Source organism: Synechococcus sp. R65.1 (assembly GCF_047461755.1).
Taxonomy (GTDB): Bacteria; Cyanobacteriota; Cyanobacteriia; order Thermostichales; family Thermostichaceae; genus Thermostichus.
The window spans coordinates 53,185-67,251 of the sequence record NZ_JANSHU010000004.1 but is presented as its reverse complement, the minus strand read 5'-3'; the positions used below and the strand labels follow the sequence as shown (position 1 = coordinate 67,251).

16 protein-coding genes and 1 tRNA gene are annotated in these 14,067 nt (G+C 57.6%); 8 read left to right on the top strand and 9 right to left on the bottom strand.

The window, feature by feature from the left end; translation table 11 throughout:
• Window positions 1-25 precede the first annotated feature (25 nt).
• The gene (locus NW814_RS03265; protein ID WP_414405186.1) at window positions 26-1,384 is read left to right on the top strand and encodes an AAA family ATPase; all 1,359 of its coding nucleotides are present in this window, start codon (window positions 26-28) and stop codon (window positions 1,382-1,384) included.
• Window positions 1,377-2,021: a Rho termination factor gene (locus NW814_RS03260; RefSeq protein ID WP_414405185.1), complete on the top strand. Its 645-nt coding sequence runs from the start codon at window positions 1,377-1,379 to the stop codon at window positions 2,019-2,021. The genes NW814_RS03265 and NW814_RS03260 overlap by 8 nt, the downstream gene beginning before the upstream one ends.
• A gap of 35 nt (window positions 2,022-2,056) precedes the next feature.
• Here NW814_RS03260 and NW814_RS03255 read toward each other — a convergent pair whose 3' ends face one another.
• Entirely contained in the window at window positions 2,057-2,602 is a 546-nt protein-coding gene (locus NW814_RS03255) for a GDYXXLXY domain-containing protein (protein WP_414405184.1), read from the bottom strand.
• 59 nt (window positions 2,603-2,661) lie between these two features.
• Here NW814_RS03255 and NW814_RS03250 point away from each other — a divergent pair.
• Together NW814_RS03250 and NW814_RS03245 are read left to right on the top strand one after the other, a co-directional pair.
• Window positions 2,662-2,733, top strand: a tRNA-Met gene (locus tag NW814_RS03250).
• Between the two features lie 335 nt (window positions 2,734-3,068).
• Window positions 3,069-3,980: a methylenetetrahydrofolate reductase gene (locus tag NW814_RS03245; protein ID WP_414405183.1), complete on the top strand. Its 912-nt coding sequence runs from the start codon at window positions 3,069-3,071 to the stop codon at window positions 3,978-3,980.
• Here NW814_RS03245 and dapB read toward each other — a convergent pair.
• From dapB to rpsL, 6 genes are all read right to left on the bottom strand, one after another.
• Window positions 3,977-4,750 carry a 4-hydroxy-tetrahydrodipicolinate reductase gene (dapB, locus tag NW814_RS03240; protein ID WP_414405223.1) on the bottom strand — a complete coding sequence of 258 codons (774 nt, stop codon included), beginning with the start codon at window positions 4,748-4,750 and terminating at the stop codon, window positions 3,977-3,979. The two genes, NW814_RS03245 and dapB, sit on opposite strands and share 4 nt — an antisense overlap.
• 121 nt (window positions 4,751-4,871) lie before the next feature.
• Window positions 4,872-5,189: a 30S ribosomal protein S10 gene (rpsJ, locus tag NW814_RS03235; protein WP_414396025.1), complete on the bottom strand. Its 318-nt coding sequence runs from the start codon at window positions 5,187-5,189 to the stop codon at window positions 4,872-4,874.
• 91 nt (window positions 5,190-5,280) lie between these two features.
• On the bottom strand, window positions 5,281-6,510 hold the full coding sequence (gene tuf, locus NW814_RS03230; RefSeq protein ID WP_414405182.1) for an elongation factor Tu: 1,230 nt from the start codon (window positions 6,508-6,510) through the stop codon (window positions 5,281-5,283).
• Window positions 6,511-6,528: 18 nt separating this feature from the next.
• A complete protein-coding gene (gene fusA, locus NW814_RS03225) occupies window positions 6,529-8,658 on the bottom strand; it encodes an elongation factor G (protein ID WP_414405222.1) in 2,130 nt (709 codons plus the stop codon).
• 154 nt (window positions 8,659-8,812) lie between these two features.
• Window positions 8,813-9,283: a 30S ribosomal protein S7 gene (rpsG, locus tag NW814_RS03220; RefSeq protein WP_414396021.1), complete on the bottom strand. Its 471-nt coding sequence runs from the start codon at window positions 9,281-9,283 to the stop codon at window positions 8,813-8,815.
• A gap of 56 nt (window positions 9,284-9,339) precedes the next feature.
• Window positions 9,340-9,747 carry a 30S ribosomal protein S12 gene (rpsL, locus tag NW814_RS03215; RefSeq protein ID WP_414396020.1) on the bottom strand — a complete coding sequence of 136 codons (408 nt, stop codon included), beginning with the start codon at window positions 9,745-9,747 and terminating at the stop codon, window positions 9,340-9,342.
• Window positions 9,748-9,938: 191 nt separating this feature from the next.
• On the opposite strand from rpsL, the gene NW814_RS03210 reads away from it, so the two are divergent.
• Window positions 9,939-10,550 carry a ComF family protein gene (locus NW814_RS03210; RefSeq protein WP_414405181.1) on the top strand — a complete coding sequence of 204 codons (612 nt, stop codon included), beginning with the start codon at window positions 9,939-9,941 and terminating at the stop codon, window positions 10,548-10,550.
• Between the two features lie 18 nt (window positions 10,551-10,568).
• Here the strand turns inward: NW814_RS03210 and NW814_RS03205 are convergent, their stop codons facing one another.
• The gene (locus NW814_RS03205) at window positions 10,569-11,507 is read right to left on the bottom strand and encodes a prohibitin family protein (protein WP_414405180.1); all 939 of its coding nucleotides are present in this window, start codon (window positions 11,505-11,507) and stop codon (window positions 10,569-10,571) included.
• A gap of 40 nt (window positions 11,508-11,547) precedes the next feature.
• Window positions 11,548-12,345: a prohibitin family protein gene (locus NW814_RS03200; RefSeq protein WP_414405179.1), complete on the bottom strand. Its 798-nt coding sequence runs from the start codon at window positions 12,343-12,345 to the stop codon at window positions 11,548-11,550.
• 260 nt (window positions 12,346-12,605) lie between these two features.
• On the opposite strand from NW814_RS03200, the gene NW814_RS03195 reads away from it, so the two are divergent.
• From NW814_RS03195 to NW814_RS03185, 3 genes are all read left to right on the top strand, one after another.
• Window positions 12,606-12,887 (top strand): hypothetical protein, encoded by a 282-nt coding sequence (locus tag NW814_RS03195; RefSeq protein ID WP_414405178.1) that lies wholly within the window; start codon window positions 12,606-12,608, stop codon window positions 12,885-12,887.
• A 280-nt stretch (window positions 12,888-13,167) separates the two neighbouring features.
• Window positions 13,168-13,686 carry a GNAT family N-acetyltransferase gene (locus NW814_RS03190; RefSeq protein WP_414396013.1) on the top strand — a complete coding sequence of 173 codons (519 nt, stop codon included), beginning with the start codon at window positions 13,168-13,170 and terminating at the stop codon, window positions 13,684-13,686.
• Between the two features lie 67 nt (window positions 13,687-13,753).
• On the top strand, window positions 13,754-14,062 hold the full coding sequence (locus NW814_RS03185; protein ID WP_414396012.1) for a 4a-hydroxytetrahydrobiopterin dehydratase: 309 nt from the start codon (window positions 13,754-13,756) through the stop codon (window positions 14,060-14,062).
• Window positions 14,063-14,067 lie beyond the last annotated feature (5 nt).

Sequence of the window (14,067 nt, the reverse complement as noted above, 5' to 3'; positions counted from 1 at the left end):
AGCATTGTCCACCTTATTTTTTCCTATGACTGAGGCTAGCTATCTCCGAGAGAAGCTTGAGAGGATATCTCCCACCGAAAGTGTAGAGCGAGTTATTGTCCAACACTTTGCTGTTCCCCTCCTGCATGCGCTTGGCTTTCACGACTTGGAAATTAGATATGAATTCGAGACAGGTTGCGGCCAGGTCGATCTCGCAGCAAGAAAGAACGGAGATCCTGAAGATATTTTCTTTAGATCCCCGAAGAATCCCTACTTGCTTTTGGAGGCAAAATCCAGAGTAGTCAACCTCAAAGAAGGATCTTGCTATAGGGATGCAGTTTGTCAAATAGAAAGCTACCTGCTCGGCGAGAACTGCAAATCTGCAAAATGGGGGATTATCACCAATGCAAACAACATCCAGCTCTGGAGGAGGCACGGAAAAGTTGTTCACCCTGCTACAGCAAACCTTGATATTAGCTCAAATAACATTGAGGGCATAGTTCGCAACTTGCGAGACAAGATAGAAAACTACGAGCGGGCTTTGACTATCTGCGTGTATAACAATAAAGGAGGCGTAGGCAAAACAACAACAGTTATTAACCTTGCAGCAGCACTAGCAACAAAGAGAAAGAAAGTCTTAGTTGTTGACTTTGATTCCCAAGGAGATCTGACAAGAAACTTGGGAGTTACTCCTGGAAAAATTACACTGACGCAGTGCTTAAAGGATCCCAAAATAGATGTTCATTCCGTTGTCCAAACATACAGACTCAAGACAGTTAGACAAGGCAAACAGAGTATAGTTTCCATCTTTGACATCATCCCAAGAGACCCTGAACTGGAAACGTTAACTGATAGCCAGGCGGTAGCATATATCCAGAAGGGAACTCGGCGCCTTCGCGATCTGATTGCCCTTCTTCGCAATGAGTATGACTACATCCTAATTGACTGCCCAACTCAATGGCTTTACTTTAGCCAGAGTGGTGTTTTTGCTGCCGACGTTATTTTGATACCTACCCGCCCCGACGATCTGTCTTCCCTGAATAATGCTGCTAGAGTAATCACCAGATTTGTTCCAGAAACTGCTAGGTCACGACAGGATGGTGGCCCCAGGACTTTGCCTATCTTTTTCAATGGCGTCCCCTCAGGAAGCGAAAGAAGCGAAAACGCTATTAAACGAGCAAATGATGAGATAGAAAAAATTGTCAGCCAAGAGAGAAGCATGAACCTACTTCCATATTTCTGGCCGCATTTTAAGAGAGGTAATGAAAACAAAAGCATTTTTGGGATACCTGACTATGCAGTGATATCCTCTGCAAGCTTTGATCGAAGGCCTGCCGTCTTTAGTCACAGGAAAGTTTTAGAATACTACCAGAGTCTTGCCCGTGAGTACTTTATCGATGAGTGAGTTTTCAGATCTAGGTAGGTTGGTTAACTTACCCCTTGAGAGCATTACGCCCGCTGATGGGTTTTCTGCTCCCTCCTTCCTTGTTGCCGCAGCCGCAGATCAGCTAAGGGCGACAGGAGGACACAACTGGGTTCCTCTGCTGGTGGTCGAGGCTGGCGACTACCAGTACAAGGCCGTTGGTAACCATTTTGTCTATGCAGTTGCTCGAGAGGCAGGGCTGGAGAGGCTTTGGTGTATCATTGTCGACCCAGCTCCGGAACAGGTAGAGCAAGCCCAAATTCTCGCCAGAGAAGTGGTTCCGAAGGTAAATCTGACGGAGGCCTCTAGAGAAACCATCTTGGCCGCGTTGAGATACCTGGCCGAGCAGCCCGGCACCCCCCTTAAGGGAGTTGATATAACCATTGCAGCCGCGCGAATTGCGGAGGCAGATAGGAGCTGGTGGCAGGACTTAACCCCCATAACCAAGCTGGGGTGCAAAATTACACGAGGCAAAAAGTTGGAGGCCCTGAAAGAAGTATTTTTTCTAGCTCCTACAGCGCCACCTCCTAGCCAGAAGAAGTCGTCTAAAAAATCCACAGCATCTGCCAGGGCCAAGAAAACAAGCGCAACTCGCTCTCGGAAAAAGAAAGAGGGCTAGAAGGGCGGCAGAGCAAGACCAGCTTTACTCTTCTCTTAGTACCGCTGTTCTCCTACCCAAAGGCCCACCAGCGCTGCTTGGCCCCAGGGATCCACCTTCACCTCTGCTCGCAGTGTTTCTGGGTTGCGGCGGATCTCTAGTTCCAGAACATCTCCCAGCGCTTCCGAAATGAAAAACTCTTCGATCCCAAACCTAAGCTGCCCACCATCAAACCACCCTTGTAGGACAACCTCTTTAGGTTGCAGCTCCCTGGGTCGGTCGCGGCTGATGCCGATGGCCTGCCAGGGTTGAGCGGGATCCCCATTGGGAGGGGCCAAGCGCAGGTAGAGGATCCCTGGCTTAGCGAGCTCAGGGGACCAGCCGGGCAGTTTCTCTAGGGTGGAAAGCTGGGCAACGGTGTAGCTCAAAGCTACGTAGCGGCCCCGCAAGGGGTCATAGAGATCCACAGGAGCAATCTGCAAGTAGATCGGGGAGCCAGTGGCAAGGGTAAGCGCCTTCCGAGCTGGCACCAGCCCAACCAGGCCCACCTGCAGCACCAGGGCCAGCCAAAACAGGGATCCCTTAAGAAAAGGAGGCGACATTGCCAGCCGACGAGAGCAACTTCCTGCACAAAGATGCTATCCTAGTTAAGCATCTTCCCGGCTCAGTAGCTCAGCGGTAGAGCAGGGGACTCATAAGCCCTGGGTCGCGTGTTCAAATCACGCCTGAGCCATCCCAAGAAGAGGTTGGCGTAGTGCTGGTGAATCCCAGATACACTAGTCAAGCCTGCTCCAAGGATCTGCCTATCCAGCAGCGCAGGAAGAGGTTAGGGTGCGGGCATTGTGGCTGGGAAGAAATGAGACTGCGCTTTTGGGGGCTGCTGTAAACCAGCCCGCTAGAGGCTCGCGGGTGGCTTGCCAACTGCAGGGCTATGTTCGCGCCAGCGGGACGGAGTCCTTACAGCCCCCAGCTTTTACCCCTGCTCTGAGAAAAAGCAATGCCTTAGCTAGAAAAACTCTCTCAAACGATCGATAATAGGCCAGCGCACTGCTTTCTCTTCTTAAAACTGTGGCCTTGACTTGCTCACCGCCATCGCGCTTTGCTCAAGCCATTCAGCGGGGAGAGTTTCTGCTCACCGCCGAGATCACCCCACCCAAGGGATCCGACACCACTGCCATGCTGGCTTTGGCCCAGCAGCTCAAACAGCGGGTGCACGCCATCAACATAACTGACTCCAACCGGGCTGTTGCCCGCATGAGCCCCTTGGCCGCCTCGCTGCTGCTGCATCAAGCGGGCATTGAGCCCATCCTGCAACTGGCCTGCCGGGATCGCAACCGCGTGGCTCTCCAGGGGGATCTGCTAGGAGCTTCGGCTCTTGGCCTGCGCAATGTTCTAGCCCTGACGGGGGATCCCATCCACGTCGGGGATTGCCCCGATGCTCGAGCCGTCTTTGACCTGGAGTCGGTGCGCTTGCTGCAGCTTATCCAGCGCCTCAACAGCGGCCTTGACTGCAACGGCAAACCCCTTCCTGACGGCGGCACCTGCCTGTTTCCGGGGGCAGCGGTAGAGCCACAATCCCCTAGCTTTTCGGGCCTGGAGCGGCGCTTCTACCGCAAGCTGGAGCACGGGGCCCAGTTTTTCCAGAGCCAGATGGTGACCGACTTCGACCAACTGGAGCGCTTCATGGACAAGCTGGGGCGCCCTGCCGGCAAGCCCATCCTGGCCGGTATCTTTCTGCTCAAGTCTGCCAAAAACGCCCTGTTCATCAACCGCAACTTGCCGGGGGTGCAGATTCCGGAGGCCATCATCCAGCGGCTGGCCAAGGCTCCCGACCCCCTGGAAGAAGGGATTCGCATTGCCGCCGAACAAGTGCGCCAGGCCCGCCAGATCTGCAACGGCGTGCACCTGATGGCCGTCAAGACCGAACATCTCATCCCCCGCATCCTTGACGAGGCCGGGATCCCACCTCTTAGCAACTAGCTCAACACCTGCTCCAGCCCGTAGACCAATCCCTTGAGCTGCAACACCTTGCGAATGCCCAGGATCACCCCCGGCATAAAGGCCACGCGGTCGGTGATGTCGTGTCTTAGGGTGAGCGTCTGCCCCATGCCGCCGAAGATCACTTCCTGGTGGGCGACCAACCCCGGCAGGCGAACGCTGTGGATGGGGATGTTGGGGCCAGGGATCCCACCCCGCGAGCCGGGGATCAGCTCCCTTTCTTCCACCTCGGGGGGGTTGAACGCCTTGCCCAGTTGTCCCAGCCGCTGGGCCGTCTGCAGAGCTGTGCCACTGGGGGCATCGGCCTTGCGGTTGTGGTGCAGCTCGACGATCTCCACGTGATCGAAATATTGAGCCGCCTGCAGCGCCATCTGCTGCAGCAGGATCATGCCGATGGCAAAGTTAGGCGCAATGAGGCAGCCCACGCCAGCCTTGTCCGCCAGATCCCGCAGCCGCTCCAGTTGCTCCGGCGTTAGGCCGGTTGTCCCCACCACTGGCCGCACCCCAAAGGCAATTGCCGAGCGGACGTTTTCGTACACAGAGCTAGGATGGGTGAAGTCCACCATGACGCCTCGGGTACTTTGCTGCGACAGCCGCAGCAGCTGCCCTGCCAGGTCGTCGCTAATGGCCACTCCCAACGCTCCTAGCCCTAACACCTCGCCAATATCTGCGCCTAGGTGCGAACGAGCCACTGCTCCCACCAACCTCATGTCGGGGGTTTGGGCCACTGCTCGCACCACCTCCCTCCCCATCCTGCCCAGGGCTCCTACCACTAAGACGGGGATGGGCTCAGAATTTTGTCCTTCTTGCTCGACTGCCGTCGCCACCGCCTGCCCCCTTACCTTGAAGCGCTAGAGATCCCCGCCCAGGCCATCACAACTTCACCTCAATGTCTACCCCTGCCGGCAGATCTAGCTTCATCAAAGCATCGATAGTCTTGGAGGAGGGGGAATAGATATCGATAATGCGCCGGTGGGTGCGGATTTCAAAATGTTCCCGGGAGTCCTTGTCTATGTGAGGAGAACGCAGCACACAGTAGAGGCGCCGCCGCGTCGGCAGCGGAATTGGCCCCACTGGCACTGCCTCTGTTCGGCGGGCTGTATCCACAATTTTGGCGCAGGAAGTATCCAGCAGCCGATGGTCGTAGGCCTGCAAGCGGATGCGAATTTTTTGTTGGGTTAAAGTAGCCATACTTGAAGAGAGAGTAGGGTGTACTTAAAAGGCAACAGGGATCGAGTCCTCTGGAGTAACCAGCGCCCAATCCCTGCTGCGAGCCAGTAGCTTACTTCAGGATCTTGGAGACTACCCCAGCTCCAACCGTCCGACCGCCTTCGCGGATGGCAAAGCGCATCCCCTGCTCAATGGCAATGGGTCGGATGAGCTCCACCGTCATCCTAACGCGGTCGCCCGGCATCACCATCTCCGGCTTCGAGCCATCGTCAGCCGTAAAGGAGGAAATGGTGCCCGTGACGTCAGTGGTACGCACGTAGAACTGGGGACGATAGCCCGCAAAGAAGGGTGTGTGGCGGCCCCCCTCTTCTTTGGTGAGGACATAAACCTCCGACTCGAACTGGGTGTGGGGGGTGATGGTTTTGGGCTGGGCTAGGACCATGCCCCGCTCCACTTCGTTTTTCTGAATACCCCGCAGCAAAACGCCGACGTTGTCGCCTGCAATCCCCTCGTCCAGCGTCTTCTGGAACATCTCCAGACCCGTCACCGTGGTGGAGCGGGTCTCGCGCAGCCCCACGATCTCTACCGTATCCCCCACCTTGATGCGGCCGCGCTCAATTCGGCCGGTTGCTACCGTGCCACGACCTGTAATCGAGAAGACATCCTCTACCGCCATCAGGAAGGGCTTGTCCACCTCCCGCACTGGCGTCGGGATGTAGGAGTCGACCGCATCCATCAACTCATGGATCTTGTCCACCCACGGATCCTCACCCCGCTGGGTTTTGGGGTTGGCTTGCATCTTCTCCAAAGCCTTAAGAGCCGATCCCCTGACAATTGGGATTTCGTCGCCGGGGAAATCGTACTTGGACAGGAGCTCCCGCACCTCCAGCTCTACCAGCTCCAGCAGCTCCTCGTCGTCCACCATATCTACCTTGTTGAGGAAGACGACGATGTTGGGCACTCCTACCTGGCGGGCCAGCAGGATGTGCTCCCGCGTCTGCGGCATGGGTCCATCTGCCGCCGACACCACCAGGATGGCCCCGTCCATCTGGGCTGCCCCTGTGATCATGTTTTTTACGTAGTCAGCGTGGCCAGGGCAGTCCACGTGGGCGTAGTGACGCTTCTCTGTCTGGTACTCCACGTGGGCCGTGTTGATGGTGATACCGCGGGCTCTCTCCTCGGGCGCTGCGTCAATCTCGTCGTAGCGCTTGGGCGTCGCTTGGCCGAGGGCAGCCAAGGCCATGGTAATGGCGGCGGTCAACGTCGTCTTACCATGGTCCACGTGGCCAATGGTGCCAACATTAACGTGGGGTTTGGTGCGTTCGAACTTAGGGCGTGCCATGAATCCTCACTTCCTTTTTCAGTTAGCTACGTTTCCTTTGCTTTTGGCAATGATGGCTTCCGCGATATTGCGAGGAACTTCCTCGTAGTGGCTAAACTCCATCGTAAAGATACCCCGCCCTTGCGTCCTGGAGCGGATGTCGGTGGCATAGCCAAACATCTCTGCCAAGGGAACCTTGGCGGTGACCTTGGAAGTGCCACCTTCGGTAGTCATCCCCTCCAGCTGGCCGCGGCGGGCGTTGATATCCCCAATGACATCCCCGACAAAGGCTTCGGGCACTTCCACCTCCACCTTCATCACGGGCTCCAAGAGTACGGGGTTGGCTCTGCGAGCGGCTTCCTTGAGAGCCAGTGAACCGGCAATCTTAAAGGCCATCTCGCTAGAGTCCACCTCGTGGAAGGAGCCGTCCACCAGGGTGACGCGGATATCGATCAGCGGATAGCCAGCCAGTACGCCAGACTCGCAGGCTTCGCGGATCCCTTGCTCAGCCGGTGGAATGTATTCCTTAGGAATGACCCCACCCACAATTTTTGAGATAAACTCGAAGCCTGTACCTGGCTCTGCCGGCTCCAAATCAATCACCACGTGGCCGTACTGGCCGCGGCCACCGGTTTGGCGGATAAACTTCCCTTCCACACGGCTGACGGCCTTGCGGATGGTTTCGCGGTAGGCCACCTGCGGGTTGCCGACGTTGGCCTCCACGTTGAACTCCCGCAGCATTCGGTCTACCAGAATCTCCAGGTGGAGCTCGCCCATGCCGGAGATAATGGTTTGGTTGGTTTCTGGATCCACCGAGACGCGGAAGGTGGGATCTTCCTTGGCCAGGGCCTGCAGCGCCCTCGAGAGCTTGTCAACATCCGCCTTGGTTTTGGGCTCAATGGCCACGGAGATGACCGGCTCGGGGATGTAGAGGGATTCTAGGATCACCGGAGCATTTTCGTCGCAGAGGGTGTCGCCGGTGGTGGTGTCCTTCAGGCCCAGCACCGCTCCCAGATCCCCTGCCCGCAGCTCATCTACATCCAGACGCTCATCTGCCTTGAGCACCACCAGTCGCGAGATGCGCTCTTTCTTGTTTTTGGTAGAGTTGAGCACGTAAGTGCCCTTGGTCAGAACGCCGGAGTAGACGCGAATAAAGGTGAGATCTCCATACTTGTCGCTCATCAGCTTAAAGGCAAGGGCGGAGAAAGGCTCCTCGTCACTGGCCTTGCGTGACACCTCTGTGCCATCCGGCAGTATGCCCTTGATGGCTGGAATGTCGATGGGAGAGGGGAGGTAATCCACCACTGCATCCAGAAGCATCTGGATGCCCTTGTTCTTAAAGGCAGAGCCACAGAGCATCGGCACAATTTGACCGCTGATGGTGCCCTTGCGCAGACCTAGTATTAAATCTGCTTCGCTCAAGTCCTCCTCGGCAAAATACTTTTCCATCAGGGTTTCATCGACTTCAGCCACCGCTTCCACCAGCTTGGCCCGGTACTCTGCTGCCAGATCCTTCATTTCCTCTGGGATCGGCTCGGAGCGAATGTCCTTGCCAAGCTCATCCATGTAGATGTAGGCCCGCCTGCGCACCAGATCAACGATGCCGCGGAATTCCTCCTCTGCCCCAACAGGCAATTGAATGGGAACGGCATTGGCTTTAAGGCGCTCCCGGATCTGGTTGCAAACCTTGAGGAAATTGGCCCCCATGCGATCCATTTTGTTAACAAAAGCAATGCGGGGCACGTTGTAGCGATTAGCTTGGCGCCAGACCGTCTCTGACTGCGGCTGCACGCCTGCTACGGAGTCAAAGACAGCAATCACGCCGTCCAGCACCCGCATGGAGCGCTCCACCTCAATGGTGAAGTCCACGTGGCCGGGTGTATCGATGATGTTGATGGTGTACTCTGGCGCACCGGCAAGAGGCTGGGAGGGGTTTTCCGGATCCCGCTTTGTCCAGCGGGTGGTGATGGCTGCAGCCGTGATGGTGATACCCCGTTCCCGTTCCTGTTCCATCCAGTCGGTTACCGTGGTTCCCTCGTGAACCTCGCCCATCTTATGCACCAGGCCCGAATAAAAAAGAATCCGCTCCGTCGTCGTGGTCTTGCCGGCATCGATGTGAGCTGCGATGCCGATATTGCGGACTCGCTCTAGGGGAACTGTGCGCGCCACGTTAACCTCCCAATCCTCGTCGCCCTGCGACCTAGGCAAACTAAAAAACCTTTACAATTTTAATCTCTTTTGCCGACTTTTCTCCAGATCCTACGCCTCTCCTAGGCTATGGAGAGGGATAGCAACCACTGCCTCCTTACTTGGCCAGACAAGCTCAGTAGCGGTAGTGAGCAAATGCTTTGTTGGCCTCAGCCATACGATGGACTTCCTCTCGCCGACGGATGGCACCGCCGGTTTCGTTAGCTGCATCGATGATCTCGTTGGCCAACTTGGCTGACATAGTACGGCCTGAGCGAGTGCGGGCAAAGGTGACTAGCCAACGCAGCGCCAGCGAGGTACCTCGCTCTGGCCTCACCTCCACGGGTACTTGATAGGTGGCCCCACCCACACGCCGCGCTTTGACCTCCACCAGAGGGGTGACGTTGCGCACGGCATTTTCCAGAACGGCCAGCGGCTCCTGGCCAGTGCGCTCCCTTACAAGGTCAAGAGCCTCGTAGAGAATCCTGGCAGCTAGAGACGCCTTGCCCCTCATCATTATCTTGCGCATGAGCATGGTCACCAAACGGCTCCCGTATTTGGGATCGGGGGGCACTTCACGACGAGGGGCACGGCTACGGCGAGACATAGTGGGACTGTCTAGAGAGGGGTAATGCAGGATAGGAAACTGGTCTCGGAAGAAGACTATTTCTTCTTGCCTGTAGCGGCTGGCGCTTGACCAGGCTTGGGTCGTTTTGCGCCATACTTGGAGCGGCCTTGCTTGCGGTCTTTGACTCCTGCAGCGTCAAGGGTGCCGCGAATGATGTGGTAGCGCACGCCAGGTAAGTCTTTTACCCGTCCGCCGCGCACTAGAACCACTGAGTGCTCTTGCAGATTATGGCCAATGCCGGGAATGTAAGCTGTAATCTCAAAGCCAGAGGTCAGCCGAACCCGTGCCACCTTCCGCAGGGCTGAGTTGGGCTTTTTGGGCGTTGTTGTGTACACTCGCGTGCAAACTCCCCGCCGCTGCGGACACCCTTTCAGAGCGGGTGACTTGCTCTTGCGGACAGCAATGCTTCGCTCTTTGCGAATTAGCTGTTGAATGGTGGGCATGGGTTGGCCAGGACGGCTAGTCTTTATTTGGCAGTACCTAATCCTAGCAAGCAGGGATCCCGCCGTCAACCGTCGGGTCTCCAGCTCCTCTTCTAGACTGAAACCGACAGGAGCACCTTGCAGCAGCCATGGGCTGGCTGGATTGGTGGATTGCACTTCCTTGCCCGCTCTGCCAGCGGCCAGCTAGGGGAGTGTTTTGTCAAGACTGCCAGAGGCAATTGCAGGCGGAGCGGCTCGACTCCTGGCCGGTCACCACCTCGCCCTGGCCGCTTTATGCTTGGGGGATCCACCGGGGAGCGCTGCGGAGAGCCCTCTATTCCCTGAAATACCAGGGACAGCGGCGGATTGGCGCGGTCTTGGGGGAATGGCTGGGATCCCGCTGGCTGGAGAGCCGGCAGCGGCGTTCTGACCTGCTTCGTCAGGACTATACAGTGGTGCCCATTCCGCTCCATGCGGAGCGGCTGCAACAGCGGGGCTACAATCAGGCAGCCTTGATCAGCCAGGCTTTCTGCGAGCGCACGGGTCTTCGCCACCTGCCCACTGCCCTGGTGCGGGTGCGGGCCACGGCGCCCCAACACGAGCTTAACCCCCAGCAGCGTCGGCAAAATCTAGCTGGAGCCTTTGCCCTCAAGTGCCCTCCGGCTACGCCGGTGTTGCTGCTGGATGACATCTACACCACCGGCTCTACGGTAGAGGCAGCGCACCAGGCTTTGGCTGCTGCCGGGATCCCTGTGGCGGGGGTGATCGTGGTGGCCAAGGCACAGCAAGCTGCCGTTTGCCTCAACCTGCCCTGGCAGCTCTGATGGGAGGGCCAGGCTTGACTACTGCGCCTGTTGCAGAGCTGCCTGGTGAGGATCCACATTGAGAAACACGGTGGCATCTCCCTCAACGCGGATGATGCGCAAGGGGGGAAGGGAGTCGGTCGGGTTTTGGATGCGCTCTTGCAGCTTCTCGTAAAACAGCAGATCCGCCAGTTGGGCGTTTTTCGCTGCCGCCTTCCCTTTCAGCTCAATGGCCCGCTGGTTTGCCGCCGCCAAGATCAACAACCGCTCCGTTTCTTTTTCTTGGATCTGCGCCCGCACCGCTGCCGTCTGCGCAGTAATCGAGGCCACCTGTTTGCGCTCAATGGAGTCCCGCAGGGCCTGGGGGAAATCGGCATGCCCCAGGAAGAGGCCTTCTACCTCTATCAAGGGCAAGGTCTGGCCGTTGCGGTTGACGGTGGGCATCTCTTGGCGGATCAAGTCCAGGGCCTGCTGCTCGATGGCCATGCGCTGGCTTTTGCGGTAAAAATCCTTGGACTCGAAAGAGGCGGAGATATCGCGGATTTTGGAGCGCACCAACGGCACCACCACTGTTGAAAGATAGTTCTCGCCGATGGTGGCGTGCAACTCGTCCAGGGTGGCGATGTTGGGCCGGAGGGCAATAGCCACGTCGACGGTAAAGGCTTGCCCATCGGCAGTGTTAACCGCAATGGCGTTGCTGATGGCGTTGGGGGAGTTGGGGTCGTTGGTAAACTCCCAAACGCGGGTGAGTACGGTGTAGGTGATCGGCGTCTCGATCCCTGGGATCCGGAAGATGACCCCCGGCAATTCTACCCGCCCCTTTTGCAGCCCGGAAAAGGTATTGAACACCACGGTGGCGTGGCCAGGCGGGGTGACGTACAGGCAGGCGCGAACCATTCCCAGGGCCGCTAGGAGAGCGACTGCTGCTCCAGCTAACCAACGCCTCTGGCGCGGGGGCACTTCCTCTGTCGGATACACGGCAGTTGCTCCTGTTCCCAGATTGGGGCTGACGGCACGGCTACTTGGTAACCAGCGTCTCTAGGCGGGATCCCAGCACGGCAGCCTTCACTACCTCCAGGTACTGGGGATTTCGGGTGAGGGCCTCGGCTTTGGCTTGCAGTTGACCGGCTTCTGCCTCGGCTTGAGAAATGATGGCGCGGGCCTCCTGACGCGCCTGCTCGATCTCAAATTGTTTTTTCACCAGTTCGTTTTCGGCGATGGTCTTTGCTTCGATAGCCGCTACAAAATCGGGGTCGAAGTTTATGTCTCGCAGCAGAAAGTCCAAAACCTCGATGCCATATTCCTTGAGCAAAAGGGCCACCCGTTCCCGGATTTGCCCCTGGAGCCCTGGGCGCTCGGTGGAATACAGAGCCTGGGCGGAAAAGCCGCTGGTCTCGTTGAGGATGACCGAGCGGACAATGGGAGCGATGCGATCCAGGTAGTTCTCCCCCAGTTGCGTATAGACCTTGGGGGCGTCCACAATGCGAAATTGCAGTGTTGCCTCAGCGGCAATCAGCTGTCCATCCTGAGAAAGGGCCAGCAGCCGCGGCGCGTAGGCGTCGGGATCCTCGTCCTTCCAGGTCAGAGCTTGGGTTTTCACATCGAAGGTAACCGTGCGCGAGACAAAGGGCGGTACCCAGTGCAGGCCTGGCTGTAGGGGCGTCGGGCTCACCCCCCCTCCCCAGGTAAACAGCACCATGTTCTCGCCGTTGCCCACCAAGCGCAGCGGCCTCCCCGCTGCCACCAGGATCAACGCCACTCCCGCCAGAGTAAGCTGGGGCAGCCAGCGGCTTACCTGCCTTGGCCACCTTTCCATTAGCAGCTGCCTCCCTCCTGCCCTTGCCAGTATTGTTGCCCCCGCCTTCAGAGGGAGGCAGGAGCCTTCGCCATCTTTTAAGCTTTCTGCCCGGCTTTCCTAGCCTCGGGCAAGTTGCAGAAGGACGAGAAAGCAGGAGCGCTGACGTCCCTGAATCTCGAAAAGTTCGCAAAAGTTCACTTCACAGTTTGCAAAGACTCAGGATAAGCCGGCGAAAAGAGAAGAAGATTAAAACATGATAAAGATTTGGGTTGCCGTTCATGCTGCCTCCTCTCGATTACGAGCGGCGAGAGATCCAGGTGCCAACCTCCCGTATCGCGCTGGCAGCCCAGGCTCTAATCCGGCAGGGGGTATCCGTCTACTGGCGGGAAGACAGCCTGTCCGCCCTTATTCAGCTGGGAGCCAGAGGAGCTAGCGATCGAGCTGCCATTTTGTTGGTGGAAATGAGCCTTGCCAGCCAACCGGAGGAGCTGAAGAGCTGGCTGGAGATGTGCTGGCGACTACCCAGCCATCGCCGCGAGCTGTTGCAGGTGCGAGGATAGGGGATCGCTTCTTCTGCAGGCGCGCCAGTCTTGCAAAGTAGGCTGGGGGGATCGGGTCCTGAAAGACAGGGGCCAGGCGCTGCAAAATAGTCTGTAGTCTAGCACCCTCAGCCTATGGATCTCTTGCGGCAGTACGTCCTTCCCGCCCTGATCCTACTGGTATTCCTGTTTACTCTGGTGGTGGTGAGCATCCGCTCGTTTCTACCCCAAGATATGGCCCAGCCTGCACCGATAGAGGAAGCCCCTCCTGTAGCTCTTTCTGGTTGCTGGACGCCTGCCTATGTCTGAAACTGGGATCCCTTTGCCTGCCGGCTACCGTTGGCGCATTGGCTCTGCCTGGGATCGACCCTGGGTGCGGCGGGGACTGCAGGCCACTTTGCAGGAATCTTTCCCCGAGCAGAAGCACTGGGATCACCTGGAGAAGACGCTAGATCGCCTCTTTGACCCCCCGCGTACCCCCTGCTGGTGGATCTTGAAAGAAGAGACAGGGGAGCCAGTGGGCGGTGTTTGGGCCGGCATCTCTACCGATCAAGCCACCTATCGGCGGGTAGCCTACGTCTTCTTGCTCTGGGTGGATCCTGCTCACCGCCGGCGAGGGCTGGGCAGGGCCTTGATGCAACAGGTGGAACGCTGGGGATCCCAGCAGCAGTTGGCAGCCATCACCCTGCAGGTTTATCGCCACAACCAGGCTGCCCTCAACTTTTACAAGCAGGCCCACTTTAGCGTGCAAGGCTACTGGCTGTATAAGCCCCTCGGCGGCGCCAGCACAGCTGATCCAGAAGGTTATGAAGTTTTGTAAGTAAGCCAGGCCTTGTTCTCAGCTCTCTTTTTGATGAAAGCGGTGGCAACGATTGGGGGGAACGCCCATGTCCAGACCTGTCAAGCTGAGCGAAGCAGAGATCCAAGCCAAGCTGGAAAGCCTGCCGGGCTGGTCCTTGCGGGAGGGAAAGCTGCACCGCCAATTTCAGTTTCGCTCCTTTGTCGAAGCCTTTGGCTGGATGAGCAGTGTGGCCTTGGTGGCTGAGAGCATGGGCCACCATCCCGAATGGACCAATGTGTACAACCGTGTGCGGGTGGATCTCACCACCCACGACGCCGGGGGCATTACGGAGCTGGACTTTGCCTTGGCACAACGCATGAACGAGCTAGCCGGCTCCTCGGCAGCCAATGGCTGAGCTGA

Bases quoted from the DNA above. Each gene is read 5' to 3' on its own strand.
- NW814_RS03265 (WP_414405186.1), top strand. From the start codon at position 26: ATGACTGAGGCTAGCTATCTCCGAGAGAAGCTTGAGAGGATATCTCCC.
- NW814_RS03260 (WP_414405185.1), top strand. From the start codon at position 1,377: ATGAGTGAGTTTTCAGATCTAGGTAGGTTGGTTAACTTACCCCTTGAG.
- NW814_RS03255 (WP_414405184.1), bottom strand. From the start codon at position 2,602: ATGTCGCCTCCTTTTCTTAAGGGATCCCTGTTTTGGCTGGCCCTGGTG.
- dapB (WP_414405223.1), bottom strand. From the start codon at position 4,750: ATGGGGAGGGAGGTGGTGCGAGCAGTGGCCCAAACCCCCGACATGAGG.
- rpsJ (WP_414396025.1), bottom strand. From the start codon at position 5,189: ATGGCTACTTTAACCCAACAAAAAATTCGCATCCGCTTGCAGGCCTAC.
- tuf (WP_414405182.1), bottom strand. From the start codon at position 6,510: ATGGCACGCCCTAAGTTCGAACGCACCAAACCCCACGTTAATGTTGGC.
- rpsG (WP_414396021.1), bottom strand. From the start codon at position 9,283: ATGTCTCGCCGTAGCCGTGCCCCTCGTCGTGAAGTGCCCCCCGATCCC.
- rpsL (WP_414396020.1), bottom strand. From the start codon at position 9,747: ATGCCCACCATTCAACAGCTAATTCGCAAAGAGCGAAGCATTGCTGTC.
- NW814_RS03200 (WP_414405179.1), bottom strand. From the start codon at position 12,345: ATGGAAAGGTGGCCAAGGCAGGTAAGCCGCTGGCTGCCCCAGCTTACT.
- NW814_RS03195 (WP_414405178.1), top strand. From the start codon at position 12,606: ATGCTGCCTCCTCTCGATTACGAGCGGCGAGAGATCCAGGTGCCAACC.
- NW814_RS03190 (WP_414396013.1), top strand. From the start codon at position 13,168: ATGTCTGAAACTGGGATCCCTTTGCCTGCCGGCTACCGTTGGCGCATT.
- NW814_RS03185 (WP_414396012.1), top strand. From the start codon at position 13,754: ATGTCCAGACCTGTCAAGCTGAGCGAAGCAGAGATCCAAGCCAAGCTG.